The sequence below is a fragment of the Pseudomonas sp. PB120 genome (genome assembly GCF_009761815.1).
Classification (GTDB): Bacteria; Pseudomonadota; Gammaproteobacteria; order Pseudomonadales; family Pseudomonadaceae; genus Aquipseudomonas.
This window is the reverse complement of sequence record NZ_RWIN01000045.1, coordinates 37,175-51,756: the sequence shown is the minus strand read 5'-3', so window position 1 is coordinate 51,756 and position 14,582 is coordinate 37,175. Positions and strand designations below refer to the sequence as shown.

Sequence of the window (14,582 nt, the reverse complement as noted above, 5' to 3'; positions counted from 1 at the left end):
TTTGCGATTAACCCTACAAAAAACGCTGCATTGTCATGACGCGATGTAACAGGCATTTCGTCAGGCCAGGCAAATCGACCTGGGCAGGGGCATTGTCAGTCACAAATAAAACACTGTATAAATAACCAGACCTAATGCCTGGGAGCGGCCTTTATGCTGGTGCACCTGTCCGTACATAACTACGCAATCGTTGAACATCTCGATCTCGAACTTGATCGCGGGATGAGCGTGATCACAGGGGAAACCGGCGCCGGCAAGTCGATTATGCTCGACGCCCTCGGCCTGACCCTGGGCGATCGCGCCGACAGCGGCGTGGTCCGCCCCGGCGCCGACAAGGCCGATATCCTGGCAACTTTCGACCTGGTCGACATTCCGGAGGCCAGCGCCTGGCTGGCCGAGCGCGATCTCGAAAGCGACGGCCCGTGCATCCTGCGCCGGGTGATCACCGCCGAGGGACGCTCGCGCGGCTATATCAATGGCACGCCCTGCCCGCTGGGCGATCTCAAGGCCTTGGGCGAATTGCTGATCGACATCCACAGCCAGCATGAACACCAATCCCTGCTCAAGACCGACACCCACCGCCGACTGCTCGATGAGTACGCCGGCGCCACCGATCTTGCCCGTCAGGTGCACCTGGCCGCCCAACGCTGGCGCCAGACCCGCCAGGAGCTGGAGCGCCTCTCCAACTCCGGCGATGAACAGCGTGCCCGTCACCAGCTGCTCAGCTATCAACTTGAAGAGCTGGAAAACCTCGGTCTCGGTGATAACGAACTGGAGCAGCTGGAGCAGGAACACAAGAACCTGACCAACGCGGAAACCCTGCTGGGTATTTGCCGGCAAGTGGTGGAGCAATGCAGCGAAAGTGATTCCGGTAATGTCTTGAACGCCCTGACCGCCAGCCTCAATCGCCTGTCCAGCGTGAACAACTCCATTGGAGCATTGGGTGAAGCCAGCAGCTTGCTGACCAGTGCACAGATCCAGGTTGAAGAAGCGGTGGGCGAGCTGAATCGCTTCCTCGATAACTTTGACGCCGATCCAGCACGCCTGCAGTACCTGGAAGAACGCCTCGACGCGATCTACACCATGGCGCGCAAACACCGCATCCAGCCGACCGAAGTGGCGGAGCTGCAGCAGCGCCTGCTGGATGAAATCGAAACCCTGAATGCCAACGATGAATCCATCGAGCGCCTGAGCGATGAACTGTCCTCCTATGCTCGTCATTATCAGGAGAAGGCTCGAGAGCTGAGCGATTTGCGTCATCAGGCATCAAACAGCCTGGCCAGTGCGGTGGAGCAGGAAATCCAGCGACTCGGGATGCCTGGCGGCCGTTTCACTATTGAATTGCGCCCCAACGGCAGCGACGAATTGCTGCCTAACGGGCTTGAACAGGTAGAACTGCTGGTAAGCGCCAACCCGGGTCAGCCTTTGAAAGCACTGGCCAAAGTGGCCTCGGGCGGTGAGCTGTCGCGGATCAGCCTCGCGATCCAGGTGATTACCGCACAGACCTCACGCGTGCCGACGCTGGTATTCGACGAAGTGGACGTGGGTATTGGCGGTCCGACCGCCGAGATTGTCGGGCAGTTGCTGCGCCGCCTAGGGGAACGCGGGCAGGTGCTGACGGTCACTCACTTGCCGCAAGTGGCGGCGCAAGGGCATCAGCATTTATTCGTGCACAAAGTGCGAGGAGAGGATGCGACGCACACGGCGGTGTCCAAGCTGAGCAAGAATGATCGAGTCGAGGAAGTGGCACGGATGCTCGGAGGCATTGACCTGACCAAGGAATCCCTGGCTCACGCAAGGAAAATGGTCGTCACCGCAAAAATCTAGGAATGGCAGAAAGCACGAAGGCGACCCTAGGGTCGCCTTCGTTCGTTTCGCGAACCTTGAGTTCGCGCGACATGCTTACTTTTTCTTGCGTACGTACAGCACAAGGTTGTGGTCAACCATCTCGAAACCATACTTATCGACGATGGCTTTCTGCAGGCGCTCGATTTCTTCGTCGAAGAATTCGATCACTTCACTGGTTTCGACGTTGACCATATGGTCGTGATGCTTGCCGTCGTCCAGCTCGAAGACCGCATGGCCTCCGTCGAAGTTATGCCGCACCACAAGGCCAGCTGCCTCGAACTGGGTCAGAACACGGTAAACCGTGGCCAGACCGACGTCCTCACCAGCCTCCATCAGCGCCTTGTAAACATCCTCGGCACTCATGTGGCGTTGCTCGGCGGAATCGAGCATTTGCAGAATTTTGACCCGTGGAAGGGTCACTTTGAGGCCGGCTTTGCGTAGTTCGCTATTTTCAACCATGGTCAGCTTTCTCGCGATGCTGCTTCGCAGCTTCTCTTAATGCGGGTATGATCGGCGTTTACGTTGTCCCAGCCAAGATAGTGGAAGTCGCCCACCGATGCAAAACACCAAGCTCTTGCTAACCAGTTTCACCTTTGTGGGACTGCTCGCACTCGCCGGTTGTTCATTCCCCGGGGTTTACAAAATCGACATCCAGCAGGGCAATGTCGTCACGCAGGACATGATAGACCAGTTACGCCCGGGAATGACCCGCAAGCAAGTACGGTTTATCATGGGTAACCCTCTGCTGACCGACACGTTCCATGCCGATCGCTGGGATTATCTGTACAGCCTGCAACCCGGTGGCGGTGAACGCCAACAGGAACGCATTAGCGTTATCTTCAACCCAAATGATCAGCTTGTCAGCCTCTCTGGCGATTTCATGCCAGGCGTGAGCCGCGACGAAGCCATTCTCGGCAAGGACAGCGGCACGCAAGTCGCTGCACCGGCAGAAAACGTCGAGAAGCCGAAACCGGAAAAACCGGTCAAGCCAGGCTCGTTGCTGGATCAGATTCAGAAGGACGTCGACGGCGTAGAAACCGTTCCAGTCCCGACTCCAGAACCTCTGGAAACCTCGCCGCAATAATTTGCGACGCAATAAAAAACCCGGCATGTCCGGGTTTTTTATTGTCTGGCATTTAATCGCCTTATTGATTCCGCGCTTTCGCCTCGGCAGCCTTGGCGGCGCGCAGCCGGCGAACCTCTTTCGGATCAGCCAGCAGCGGCCGGTAGATCTCGATACGATCCCCGGGCTGAACCTCGCGAGTATCCGGATCGACTACCACCTTGCCGAATATCCCCACAGGACAACCGGCCAGATCCAGCTCAGGGAACGCTTGCCCCACTCCCGATGCCTGCAAAGCAGCCCGCACTGTTGTTCCCGCCGGCACCACCACACGAAGAAGCGCCTGACGATCCACGGCGGCATACACCACCTCGACCTCAACCATGTATTTGCTTGGCGCGCTGGCAGAATGCATCGACCAGTGTATTAGCCGCCTGATTGAACAATGGCCCCAATGTCGCGCGAATAATCGGCCCGGCGTAATCGAAGGACAGGTCCAGGCTGATCTTGCAGGCCTTGTCGGTCAACGCCTTGAACACCCAGATGCCATGCAGCTGTGTAAACGGGCCTTCCTCGAGGTTCATTTCGATCGATTGCCCCGGAACCAGCGTATTGCGGGTCACGAAATGCTGGCTGAGACCACCCTTGGCCACGCCAACGCTTGCGCGCATGTGCTCGGGAGAGCTTTCCAGTACCTCGGCCGAGGCGCACCACGGAAGAAACTCCGGGTAGCGCGCCACATCATTGACCAGGTCATACAGCGCTTGTGCCGGATACGGCAGCAAGGCAGAACGTTGAATGTGTGTCGTCATGTCAGCGTCACTTCCACAGCTGGGTGGCAAACACTACGAGAATGCCAATGGGCGCCACATAGCGCATCAAAAACAGGGACAGGGTGAATAACAACGGGCTGCGGATCGACAATTCGTCGCGTACCGTTTCACGGCCCATCACCCAGCCGGCAAACATCACGAAACACAAACCACCGAGTGGCAACATGATTCGCGAGGTAAAGAAGTCGATCAACCCAAAGAAGTGCAGGCCACTGCTTGCACCCCATTGGTAGAGGTGGAATACCCCGCCTTCGTTCACGAAGAACTTGGCTTCCTTCCCGATATTGAAGGAAAACACAGTGCCCAGACCGACAAACCAGCAAATGAATGCCAGCCAGGAAGTGATCCAGGCGCGGCTGGTTTTCGTCCGTTCCACCAGATAAGCCACCATCGGCTCAAGCAATGAAATCGCCGAACTCCAGGCCGCAATCGCTACCAATACAAAGAACACCACACCCATCAGCTGGCCGAACGCCACGCTGCCAAAGGCAAAGGGCAAGGTAACAAACATCAGGCCCGGGCCTTCGCTGGGGTCCAGACCGGCAGCGAACACAATCGGAAACAATGCCAGCCCGGCCACCAGCGAAACAAAGGTATCGAGCAACGCGACACCGACCACCGTGCCGGAAATCGACGAATGCTTGGGCATATAAGCGCCGTAGATCATGATCGAGCCGACCCCTACGCTCAGGGAGAAGAACGCATGCCCCATGGCGGGCAGGAGGCCGTCGAGTACTTTTTCCGGACGGAAGTCGAACATGAAATGCACGCCATCCATGAAATGGCCGGTGGTCATGCTGTAGCCCAGCAACACCAGGATCATTACAAACAGCAGCGGCATCATGATGCGCAGGCTGCGCTCAAGGCCGGCAACCACGCCCCGGGCGATGACGACAGCGGACAGCAGCATAAAAATTGTGTGCCAGAGTGTCATTCGCCATGGATCGCCAATCACATTGCCAAAGTACGCGTTGACCTGCTCAGGCGTTGCCCCCTGAAAGTCGCCGCGCCCCATGTCGATGATGTAATCCAGCGACCAGCCTCCGACCACACTATAAAAAGAGAGGATCAGCAACGCCGTAATCATTCCGGCAAATGCGCCCCAGGACCACTTCGCCGAATGCCCCGCCTCCAGCGCCAGCACCTTCAAGGCGTTGGCCGGGCTTTGCCGGGCGCGGCGGCCAATCAGGGTTTCCGCCAGCATGACCGGCACGCCAATCAGCGCGATACAGACCAGGAACATCAGCACAAACGCGCCGCCGCCGTAAACGCCGACCATGTAGGGGAACTTCCAGATGCTACCCAGCCCCACGGCCGAACCGGTCGCGGCGAGGATGAAGACCCAGCGGCTTGCCCAACTGCCGTGGACAGAAATCTTTTCTGTCGACATCGTTACCACGTCCAAGCATTGCAAAAAGAGGGCGCATTGTCCGGGATTCAATCAACCTGCTCAAGCACGTAGCGATACCGTAGCCGACTGACGCGCAACTCCCTATAATGCCGCCCCTATGGCTAAACAGAAGAAACACCCAACAGGGACCATCGCGCAAAACAAAAAGGCGCGACACGATTACTTCATCGAGCATAAGTTCGAGGCTGGTCTGGTCCTGGCCGGCTGGGAAGTAAAAAGCCTGCGGGCAAGCAAGCTGCAGCTGGTTGACAGTTATGTGCTGCTCAAGGATGGCGAAGCCTGGCTGCTCGGCAGTCACATTACGCCCCTGATGACCGCCAGCACTCATGTCATCGCTGACCCGACCCGCACCCGCAAGCTGTTGCTCAACCGGCGCGAGCTGGACAAGCTGGCCACGTCCGTGCAGCAAAAGGGTTACGCCTGCGTATGCCTGTCCTGGTACTGGAGCAAGCACATGGTCAAGTGCGAGATCGCTCTGGGCAAGGGCAAGAAGGAATACGACAAGCGTGATACCGAACGCGAGCGCGACGCCGGTCGCGAACTGCAGCGTGCGGTTCGGAACAAGGGCAAGGAAGACTAATTCCTAGCCCTGTGGCGAGGGAGCTTGCTCCCGCTCGGCTGCGAAGCAGTCGTAAACCGGAATACCTGATTGGAATGTCTGGTTTTAGGGCTGCTTCGCAGCCCAGCGGGAGCAAGCTCCCTCGCCACACATAATCACAACGCCCAAATTACATCCCCTTGCGCCGCTCCGCCCGAGCCATGCGCTGCACTTCCTGACGCACTTCCTCCAGCACTTCCTGCACATACAAAATGTGCCGACTGGAAACCTCCCGCGCCTGCTCTGCTCTGCCTTCGATAATCGCCGTGTACAACTCCCGGTGCTGAGTGATCAGCATGTCGCGAGTCTCAGTGCGCTGCTTGTACATCCCGCCAATATTGGTCACTACGTTGCGTTTCAGCAGGTCAAACAACCCGCGAATCGTGTGTAACAACACCGCGTTGTGGCTGGCTTCGGCGATTGCCAAGTGGAATTTCGCATCTGCCGCGCCTTCTTCGGCCCTGCTCACCTCGTCATGGCGCGTATAACAATCCTGCAACTCGTTGAACGCCGTGGTCAGCCGCTCACGATCAACGTCCGTGGCACGCAATGCCGCGTAGTAGGCGCAGGACGCTTCCAGGGTGTGGCGAAACTCCAGGAGATCGCGCTGGGCTTCAGGATTGCTTTCCAGTAAATGCAGCAGCGGATCACTGAAGGTCGTGCCCAGCGACTCCACCACATAGTTGCCGCCGCCTTGGCGGCTGACCAGCAGCCCTTTGGCTGTCAGCTTCTGAATGGCCTCTCGCAGCGAAGGGCGTGACACGCCGAACTGCTCGGCCAGCGCGCGCTCGGCCGGCAAGCGCTCACCTGCCTTCAGCGTGCCTTCGAGGATCATCCCTTCCAGCTGCTCGACAATATCGTCAGACAAACGGCGCTGACGAATTTGATCAAACCCCATAACTCATTTCTCCACCATCCCGACGGCTCGCCGGGGCCTCTATTCTGGCCTATAGACGCCGCGCCAGCACCTGCCACCCGGCATTTGATCAAGCGGTTCAGATGATCCGCACACCCACGCATACGACAAAAGTTTTAGGGCGACAAATTGACACACCGCCTACAAGGCTTTTACCCTAGCCAACAGCGATTGTAAATTGGTATTACCAATTATCCAAGAACGCTGACAGTGCCTGACCAACAACAATTAGGGGCCACCCCATATGCAAACCTGGCAACAGCTCTATACCCCGCTCGGCAGCCTCGGCGTGTCCGCGCTCGCGGCCGTTATCCCCATCGTGTTTTTCTTCCTCGCGCTGGCCGTGTTCAGACTCAAAGGACACGTGGCGGGCAGCATCACGCTGGCCCTGTCCATTGCAGTGGCCATATTCGCGTTCCAGATGCCGGTCGACATGGCCTTCGCTGCAGCCGGTTATGGCTTCGCTTACGGGCTGTGGCCGATTGCGTGGATCATCGTGGCGGCGGTGTTCCTCTACAAACTGACGGTCAAGAGTGGTCAGTTCGAAGTAATCCGCAGCTCGGTACTGTCAATCACTGACGACCAGCGCCTGCAGGTGCTGCTGATCGGCTTTTGCTTCGGTGCGTTCCTTGAAGGTGCCGCCGGTTTCGGTGCGCCGGTAGCGATCACCGCTGCGCTGCTGGTCGGTCTGGGGTTCAACCCGTTGTACGCCGCAGGCCTGTGCCTGATCGCCAACACCGCACCGGTAGCGTTCGGCGCGCTGGGCATTCCGATCATCGTGGCTGGCCAAGTGACCGGTATCGACGCGTTCAAGATCGGCGCCATGACCGGCCGCCAACTGCCATTGCTGTCGCTGTTCGTGCCGTTCTGGCTGGTGTTCATGATGGACGGCATGCGCGGCGTGCGCGAAACCTGGCCCGCTGCCCTGGTGGCCGGCCTGAGCTTTGCCATCACTCAATACTTCACCTCGAACTTCATTGGCCCGGAACTGCCGGACATCACTTCAGCCCTGGTCAGCCTGATTTCCCTGACCTTGTTCCTGAAAGTCTGGCAGCCAAAACGCGCCGCCGGCCAGCACATCGCCGGCGCTGTTTCGTCGTCCGTGGTGACCGCCAGTGCCGGTGGTTTCGGCCAGAAGCGTACAACCGTGGCATCGCCGTACAGCCTCCTGGAGATTTTCAAGGCCTGGTCGCCGTTCCTCATCCTCACCGTGCTGGTCACCATCTGGACCTTGAAGCCCTTCAAGGCAATGTTCGCTGCCGGCGGATCGATGTACAGCTGGGTGTTCAACTTCGCGATCCCGCACCTGGATCAGATGGTGATCAAGGTCGCACCTATCGTGACCGCACCAACCGCCATTCCAGCGGTGTTCAAGCTTGACCCGATTTCCGCGACCGGCACGGCGATTTTCTTCTCCGCGCTGATCTCGATGCTGGTGCTGAAGATCAACATCAAAACTGGTCTGACCACTTTGAGAGAGACCTTCTACGAGCTGCGTTGGCCGATCCTGTCCATCGGCATGGTGCTGGCCTTCGCCTTCGTCACCAACTACTCGGGCATGTCGTCGACCATGGCGCTGGTTCTGGCAGGCACGGGTGCAGCCTTCCCGTTCTTCTCGCCGTTCCTCGGCTGGCTGGGTGTGTTCCTGACCGGTTCCGATACTTCGTCCAACGCGCTGTTCAGCTCGTTGCAAGCGACCACCGCGCACCAGATCGGTGTCAACGATGTGTTGCTGGTCGCGGCGAACACCAGTGGCGGCGTGACCGGGAAGATGATTTCGCCTCAATCGATCGCCGTAGCCTGCGCCGCGACCGGGCTGGTCGGCAAGGAATCGGACCTGTTCCGTTTCACCCTCAAGCACAGCCTGTTCTTTGCAACGATCGTCGGCCTGATCACCTTGGCTCAGGCCTATTGGTTCACCGGCATGCTGGTGCACTAAGGACTACAAGACATAAAGAAAAAACCGACGCCGGACCACGATTCCGGCGTCCGCTATTCACCACCCGGTCTGTAAGGCTGCTGAAAGCTTCCCGCCCTATATTCAGCAGCCTCAGCGGACGGATAACCGGGCCCACCCGGAGACACGCCTGATGAGCGAGCTTTTTTACAACGCCGTGCCGAACGCGACCCGTGTCGCCCCGCCGCTGCCTGAACCTCGGCAATACCCCAGCGAGAAACCGTCACGGGTCTACCTGTTCGGGACCTGCGTGGTGGATTTGTTCTATCCCGAGGCCGGGATGGACGCGATCCACCTGCTGGAACGCGAAGGCATCCGCGTCGAGTACCCGCAAGGGCAAAGCTGCTGCGGACAACCGGCCTACACCTCGGGTTACACCGAGCAGGCCAGGACCGTGGCGCGCTCGCAACTGGCGCTGTTCGCCGGGGATTACCCAGTGGTGGTGCCATCGGGATCCTGTGCCGGGATGTTGCGTGAACACTATGCCGACTTGTTCAAGGACGAGCCGCAGACGTTGAAACAGGTTCAGGCCCTGGCGGCGCGGACTTATGAGTTGGCCGAGTTCCTGCTGTTTGTCTGCAAGGTGCAGCTCAAGGACAGCGGCGCTCCGGTGAAAGTGGCGTTACACACGTCGTGCTCGGCACGCCGCGAAATGAACACCCACCTGCACGGTCGCGAATTGTTGGCGCAACTGAACAACGTGGAGCGGGTCAATCACGATCACGAAAGCGAATGCTGTGGCTTCGGTGGGACATTCAGCGTCCGTATGCCAGACATTTCCGGCGCGATGGTGGCTGACAAGACCCGGTCATTGAAGGAATCCGGCGCACACAGGGTACTGAGTGCCGACTGCGGATGCCTGATGAACATCAACGGCTCGCTGGAAAAACAGAAAGAAGCATTGCGCGGCCAACACCTGGCAAGCTTCCTCTGGCAGCGAACCGGAGGCGCCCAATGAACGCTTCCGCGATTATTCCTACGGTTGCCGTAGAAGAAGACTTTCGCACCCGGGCTCACAAGGCATTGGGTGACAAGCAACTGCGAAACAACTTTCGCACGGCGATGGATTCACTGATGACCAAACGGGCAGCGTCTTTCAGCGATGCCCATGAAAGAGAACATCTGCGAGCGCTGGGCAATGCAGTCCGCGCCCGTGCGTTATCCAAGTTGCCCGACTTGCTCGAGCAGCTTGAACAGAACCTGACCCGCAACGGTGTGACAGTGCACTGGGCGGAAACGGTGGACGAAGCCAATGGCATCGTCTTGTCGATCATCCGCGCTCACGAGGGGCGGCAAGTGATCAAGGGCAAATCGATGGTCAGCGAAGAAATGGAGATGAATCATTTCCTCGCTGATCGGGGCATTGAATGCCTGGAATCGGACATGGGCGAGTACATCGTCCAGCTCGACCACGAGAAGCCTTCACACATTATTATGCCGGCGATCCACAAGAATGCCGGTCAGGTCGCGTCCTTGTTCCACGACAAACTTGGCGTGGAATACACCAAGGACGTTGACCAACTCATTCAGATCGGTCGCAAAGTCTTGCGGCAGAAATTCTTCGAAGCGGACATCGGCGTCTCCGGTGTCAACTTCGCCGTGGCCGAAACCGGCACCCTGCTGCTGGTGGAGAACGAAGGCAACGGTCGCATGACCACTTCAGTGCCACCGGTGCACATCGCCGTTACCGGCATCGAAAAAGTCGTGGAAAACCTGCGCGACGTGGTGCCGCTATTATCACTGTTGACCCGCTCTGCGCTGGGCATCCCGATCACCACCTACGTCAACATGATCTCCGGACCGCGCAAGGAGCATGAACTCGACGGCCCGCAGGAAGTGCATCTGGTGCTGCTGGACAACGGTCGCAGCCAAGCCTTTGCCGACAGCGAATTGCGCCAGACCCTGAACTGCATCCGCTGCGGCGCCTGTATGAATCATTGCCCGGTCTACACGCGAATCGGCGGCCACGCCTATGGGGAGGTTTACCCGGGGCCTATCGGAAAAATCATCACCCCGCACATGGTCGGCCTGGCGAAGGTGCCGGACCATCCAAGCGCGTCGTCGTTGTGCGGCGCCTGCGGCGAAGTCTGCCCGGTGAAAATTCCGATCCCAGCCCTGCTGCGTCGCTTGCGCGAAGAAAACGTCAAGGCACCCGACAATCCGCATCACGTCATGCGCGGCCAGGGCAGCAAGTATTCACGCAAGGAACGCTTCATCTGGAATGCATGGGCCAGGCTCAACAGCTCTCCGACGCTGTATCGCCTGTTCGGCTTTTTCGCCACGCGCCTGCGCGCCCTCACGCCGAGCAATGTCGGCCCGTGGACGCAAAACCACAGCGCGCCGAAACCCGCTGCCCGTTCGCTGCATGACATGGCTCGCGAGCATTTGGCCAAACAGGGAGATCGCTGATGAGCGCCAAGCAAAATATCCTCGCCAAGTTACGCAACAGTCTGACGGGTACCACACCAGTGCCTGACGAGTTCGACGTCGAACTGGTGACCGCGCCCTACACCTACACGCCCGAACAACGCATTGCGCAACTGCGCAAACTGATGGAAGCGGTCCACACCGAAATCCACCTGACCTCAGGCGAACGTTGGCCGGAACTGCTCGCGCAATTGCTGCGGGACCGCCATTTACCGAGCCTGTTGATCGCACCGACGACACCTTACGGTGAACGTGTCACTCAACACTGGGCGAAAAATCCTGGCTTGCCGACGCTCCAGGCCTACAACCGCCCGATCGAAGAATGGAAAGCCGAGCTATTCAACGATACGCCGGCCAGCCTGACCTCCACCCTCGGAGCAATCGCCGCGACCGGTAGCCTGATTCTCTGGCCGACGCCGGAAGAACCGCGCTTGATGAGCCTGGTGCCGCCGGTGCATTTCGCGCTGCTCAAGGCCAGTGAAATTCGCGACAATTTTTATCAGGTGCAACAGGAATTCAACTGGGCCCAAGGCATGCCGACCAATGCGCTGTTGGTGTCCGGCCCGTCGAAAACCGCTGACATCGAACAAGTCCTGGCCTACGGTGCTCACGGCCCGAAAGACCTGGTGGTGCTGATCCTGGAGGACCAATGACTCTTCCGGCGGCGTTCCTGCGCGATGCAGCGCAACTGATCCCTCAATCGCGGCGTTTCGACGATCCGCTGTCGACATTGGCCTTCGGCACCGATGCCAGTTTCTACCGGTTGATTCCGAAACTGGTGATTCGCGTGGAGTCCGAAGATGAAGTGGTCGCGCTGCTGAAACTCGCACAACGCGATCACGTCCCGGTCACTTTCCGAGCCGCCGGCACCAGCCTGTCTGGCCAGGCCATCAGTGATTCGGTGCTGATCGTGCTGGGGGATAACTGGAACGGCCGCGAAATTCGCGGGCAAGGCACACAAATCCGCCTGCAGCCCGGCGTAATCGGCGCGCAGGCGAATGCGTGGCTGGCACCGTTCGGACGCAAGATCGGCCCGGACCCGGCCTCGATCAACGCCTGCAAAATCGGCGGCATCGTCGCCAACAACGCCAGCGGCATGTGCTGCGGCACGGCTCAGAATACCTATCACACGTTGGCGGGCATCCGCCTGGTGCTGGCCGACGGCAGCCGCGTCGATACCGAGGATGCCGCGAGTGTGGCGGCGTTCCGTCAAAGCCACGCGTCGCTGCTTGAACGCCTGGCGACGTTGGGCCGCGAGACCCGTACCAATACCGAACTGGCGGCAAAAATTCGCCACAAATACCGCCTGAAAAATACCACCGGCCTGTCACTCAACGCCCTGGTGGATTTCGACGAGCCTGTGGATATCTTGAGCCATTTGCTGGTGGGCTCCGAAGGCACGCTTGGCTTCATCAGCGCCGTGACCTACGACACCGTGATCGATCACCCAAACAAGGCATCGGCGCTGATCGTCTTCCCCAACGTGGAAACCTGCTGCAACGCCGTTACCGTGCTGAAAAGCCAACCGGTGTCAGCGGTGGAATTGCTGGACCGTCGCAGCCTGCGTTCGGTGCAGGAAAAGCCCGGCATGCCGGCTTTCGTACAACACTTGTCGAACAATGCCTGCGCGCTACTCATCGAGTCCCGCGCCGCATCATCCACCTTACTGCAGGAACAGCTGGCGCAGATCATGGCGTCGTTGACTTCTTTCCCCGTAGAGAAGCAAGTCGACTTCACTGAAGACCCGGTCGAAAACGCCCGGCTCTGGGCGATTCGCAAGGACACCTTCCCCGCCGTCGGCGCTGTGCGCAAAACCGGCACCACGGTGATCATCGAAGACGTGACCTTCCCGGTGGAGCAACTGGCTATCGGCGTGAACCGCCTGATCGAGCTGTTCGACAAACATCACTACGACGAAGCGATCCTTTTCGGACACGCGTTGGAAGGTAATCTGCACTTCGTCTTCACCCAAGGCTTCAACAACCCGGAAGAAGTCGCACGCTATCAGGCGTTCATGGACGACGTCGCGCAGTTGGTCGCGGTGGAATTTGGAGGCTCGCTGAAGGCTGAGCACGGCACCGGTCGCAACATGGCGCCGTTCGTTGAGCTGGAATGGGGCAGCGATGCCTATCAGCTGATGTGGCAGCTCAAACGCCTGCTCGACCCCAACGGTATTCTCAACCCGGATGTGGTGCTCAGCGAGGATCCGCAGATCCACCTCAAGCACCTGAAACCGCTGCCGGCCGCCGACGAAATTGTGGATAAGTGCATCGAGTGTGGTTTCTGCGAGCCGGTCTGCCCGTCGAAAGGCCTGACCCTGAGCCCGCGCCAGCGCATTGTGATCTGGCGCGACATCCAGGCGAAAAAGCGCGCCGGTGTCGACACTGGTGAACTCGAAGCCGCCTACCACTACCAGGGGATCGACACCTGTGCCGCCACCGGTCTGTGCGCGCAACGTTGTCCTGTAGGCATCAACACCGGCGAGCTGGTGAAAAAGCTGCGCGGGCGCAACGCGACTCACGTGAAAACCGCCAACTGGCTGGAAGGCAATTTCGCCACTGCCCTGCAAGGTGCCCGTTTCACCCTGCATGTGGCGAATGGCGCGCGGATGCTGCTGGGGGCGCCACGACTGGCCAGGCTGTCGGCGACGCTGACAAAGTTGTCCAAGGGGCAGGTCCCGCAATGGACCAACGCCATGCCACAGCCGGAAAAGGCCATTCGCTTCAGCCCGACCGTGTCGGACGAGCGCCCTCGGGTGGTGTACCTCGCCGCGTGTGTCTCGCGGGTGATGGGGCCGGCGGCCGGTGATAAAGAGCAGATGTCGCTGTACGACAAAACCCGTGGGCTGCTGGAAAAGGCCGGTTATCAGGTGGTTTTTCCCGACAATCAGGACGCTCTTTGCTGCGGCCAGCCATTCGCCTCCAAAGGCTACGCCGAACAGGCCGAGCACAAACGCCAGGACCTGATCGGCGCGCTGCTGCACGCCAGCCGAGGCGGGCTAGATCCGATTTATTGCGACACCAGCCCATGCACATTACGGCTGGTGCAGGACCTTGGCGATGTACGACTGGACCTGTACGACCCGGTGCGTTTCATCCGCACGCACTTGATGGATCGGCTCGAGTTCACGCCGCAGGAAGCGCCGATTGCGGTGCACGTCACCTGCAGCACCCAGCATTTGGGCGAAAGCCAGGCGTTGATCGATCTGGCGCGCAAGTGCAGCAAACATGTGGTGATTCCCGAGGGCATTCACTGTTGCGGGTTTGCGGGTGACAAAGGCTTCACTACGCCGGAGTTGAACGCTCATTCTTTGAGAACGTTAAAGGACGCGGTACAGCACTGCAGCGAAGGGATTTCTACCAGTCGCACTTGCGAGATCGGCCTGACGCAACACGGCGGAATTGACTATCACGGGCTAGTCTATCTGGTGGACCGGGTGACGCAGGCGAGGTTGAACAGCAAATAAATAGAACCCTGACGCGACGCCGCAGTCCACAGATCAAGCCCGTACATTTCGGGCTTTTCCAAA

Annotated in this window: 13 protein-coding genes; 8 read left to right on the top strand and 5 right to left on the bottom strand. The window is 59.1% G+C overall.

Features of this window, described 5'->3' with window-relative positions; all coding sequences use genetic code 11:
• The first annotated feature begins 153 nt into the window (after window positions 1–153).
• Window positions 154–1,827, top strand: a complete 1,674-nt coding sequence (gene recN, locus EJA72_RS09095) for a DNA repair protein RecN (protein WP_157711151.1) — start codon at window positions 154–156, stop codon at window positions 1,825–1,827.
• A 75-nt stretch (window positions 1,828–1,902) separates the two neighbouring features.
• Here recN and fur read toward each other — a convergent pair whose 3' ends face one another.
• A complete protein-coding gene (gene fur, locus EJA72_RS09090; RefSeq protein WP_003197684.1) occupies window positions 1,903–2,307 on the bottom strand; it encodes a ferric iron uptake transcriptional regulator in 405 nt (134 codons plus the stop codon).
• A 97-nt stretch (window positions 2,308–2,404) separates the two neighbouring features.
• Between fur and EJA72_RS09085 the strand changes: the two genes are divergently transcribed.
• Window positions 2,405–2,932: an outer membrane protein assembly factor BamE gene (locus EJA72_RS09085; RefSeq protein ID WP_157711150.1), complete on the top strand. Its 528-nt coding sequence runs from the start codon at window positions 2,405–2,407 to the stop codon at window positions 2,930–2,932.
• A 61-nt stretch (window positions 2,933–2,993) separates the two neighbouring features.
• Here the strand turns inward: EJA72_RS09085 and EJA72_RS09080 are convergent, their stop codons facing one another.
• Genes EJA72_RS09080 through EJA72_RS09070 form a run of 3 tightly spaced genes read right to left on the bottom strand, consistent with a single transcriptional unit; the run spans window position 2,994 to window position 5,134 of the window.
• The gene (locus EJA72_RS09080) at window positions 2,994–3,296 is read right to left on the bottom strand and encodes an RnfH family protein (protein ID WP_157711149.1); all 303 of its coding nucleotides are present in this window, start codon (window positions 3,294–3,296) and stop codon (window positions 2,994–2,996) included.
• Window positions 3,289–3,723, bottom strand: a complete 435-nt coding sequence (locus EJA72_RS09075; protein ID WP_157711148.1) for a type II toxin-antitoxin system RatA family toxin — start codon at window positions 3,721–3,723, stop codon at window positions 3,289–3,291. Before EJA72_RS09075 ends, EJA72_RS09080 begins: the two co-directional genes overlap by 8 nt.
• 7 nt (window positions 3,724–3,730) lie before the next feature.
• The gene (locus tag EJA72_RS09070; protein WP_157711147.1) at window positions 3,731–5,134 is read right to left on the bottom strand and encodes a sodium-dependent transporter; all 1,404 of its coding nucleotides are present in this window, start codon (window positions 5,132–5,134) and stop codon (window positions 3,731–3,733) included.
• Between the two features lie 118 nt (window positions 5,135–5,252).
• Here EJA72_RS09070 and smpB point away from each other — a divergent pair, with 118 nt between their 5' ends.
• Window positions 5,253–5,735 carry an SsrA-binding protein SmpB gene (smpB, locus tag EJA72_RS09065; protein ID WP_157711146.1) on the top strand — a complete coding sequence of 161 codons (483 nt, stop codon included), beginning with the start codon at window positions 5,253–5,255 and terminating at the stop codon, window positions 5,733–5,735.
• Window positions 5,736–5,883: 148 nt separating this feature from the next.
• Here the strand turns inward: smpB and EJA72_RS09060 are convergent, their stop codons facing one another.
• Window positions 5,884–6,651, bottom strand: coding sequence for a GntR family transcriptional regulator (locus tag EJA72_RS09060; RefSeq protein WP_157711145.1), 768 nt, complete (start codon window positions 6,649–6,651; stop codon window positions 5,884–5,886).
• Window positions 6,652–6,913: 262 nt separating this feature from the next.
• Between EJA72_RS09060 and EJA72_RS09055 the strand changes: the two genes are divergently transcribed.
• From EJA72_RS09055 to EJA72_RS09035, 5 genes are all read left to right on the top strand, one after another.
• Window positions 6,914–8,608: a lactate permease LctP family transporter gene (locus EJA72_RS09055; protein WP_157711144.1), complete on the top strand. Its 1,695-nt coding sequence runs from the start codon at window positions 6,914–6,916 to the stop codon at window positions 8,606–8,608.
• Between the two features lie 151 nt (window positions 8,609–8,759).
• On the top strand, window positions 8,760–9,584 hold the full coding sequence (locus tag EJA72_RS09050; RefSeq protein WP_157711143.1) for a (Fe-S)-binding protein: 825 nt from the start codon (window positions 8,760–8,762) through the stop codon (window positions 9,582–9,584).
• The gene (locus tag EJA72_RS09045; RefSeq protein WP_157711142.1) at window positions 9,581–11,035 is read left to right on the top strand and encodes a LutB/LldF family L-lactate oxidation iron-sulfur protein; all 1,455 of its coding nucleotides are present in this window, start codon (window positions 9,581–9,583) and stop codon (window positions 11,033–11,035) included. The genes EJA72_RS09050 and EJA72_RS09045 overlap by 4 nt, the downstream gene beginning before the upstream one ends.
• Entirely contained in the window at window positions 11,035–11,706 is a 672-nt protein-coding gene (locus tag EJA72_RS09040) for a lactate utilization protein (protein ID WP_157711141.1), read from the top strand. The genes EJA72_RS09045 and EJA72_RS09040 overlap by 1 nt, the downstream gene beginning before the upstream one ends.
• Window positions 11,703–14,519 (top strand): FAD-binding and (Fe-S)-binding domain-containing protein, encoded by a 2,817-nt coding sequence (locus EJA72_RS09035; protein ID WP_157711140.1) that lies wholly within the window; start codon window positions 11,703–11,705, stop codon window positions 14,517–14,519. Before EJA72_RS09040 ends, EJA72_RS09035 begins: the two co-directional genes overlap by 4 nt.
• The last annotated feature ends 63 nt before the right edge of the window (window positions 14,520–14,582 follow it).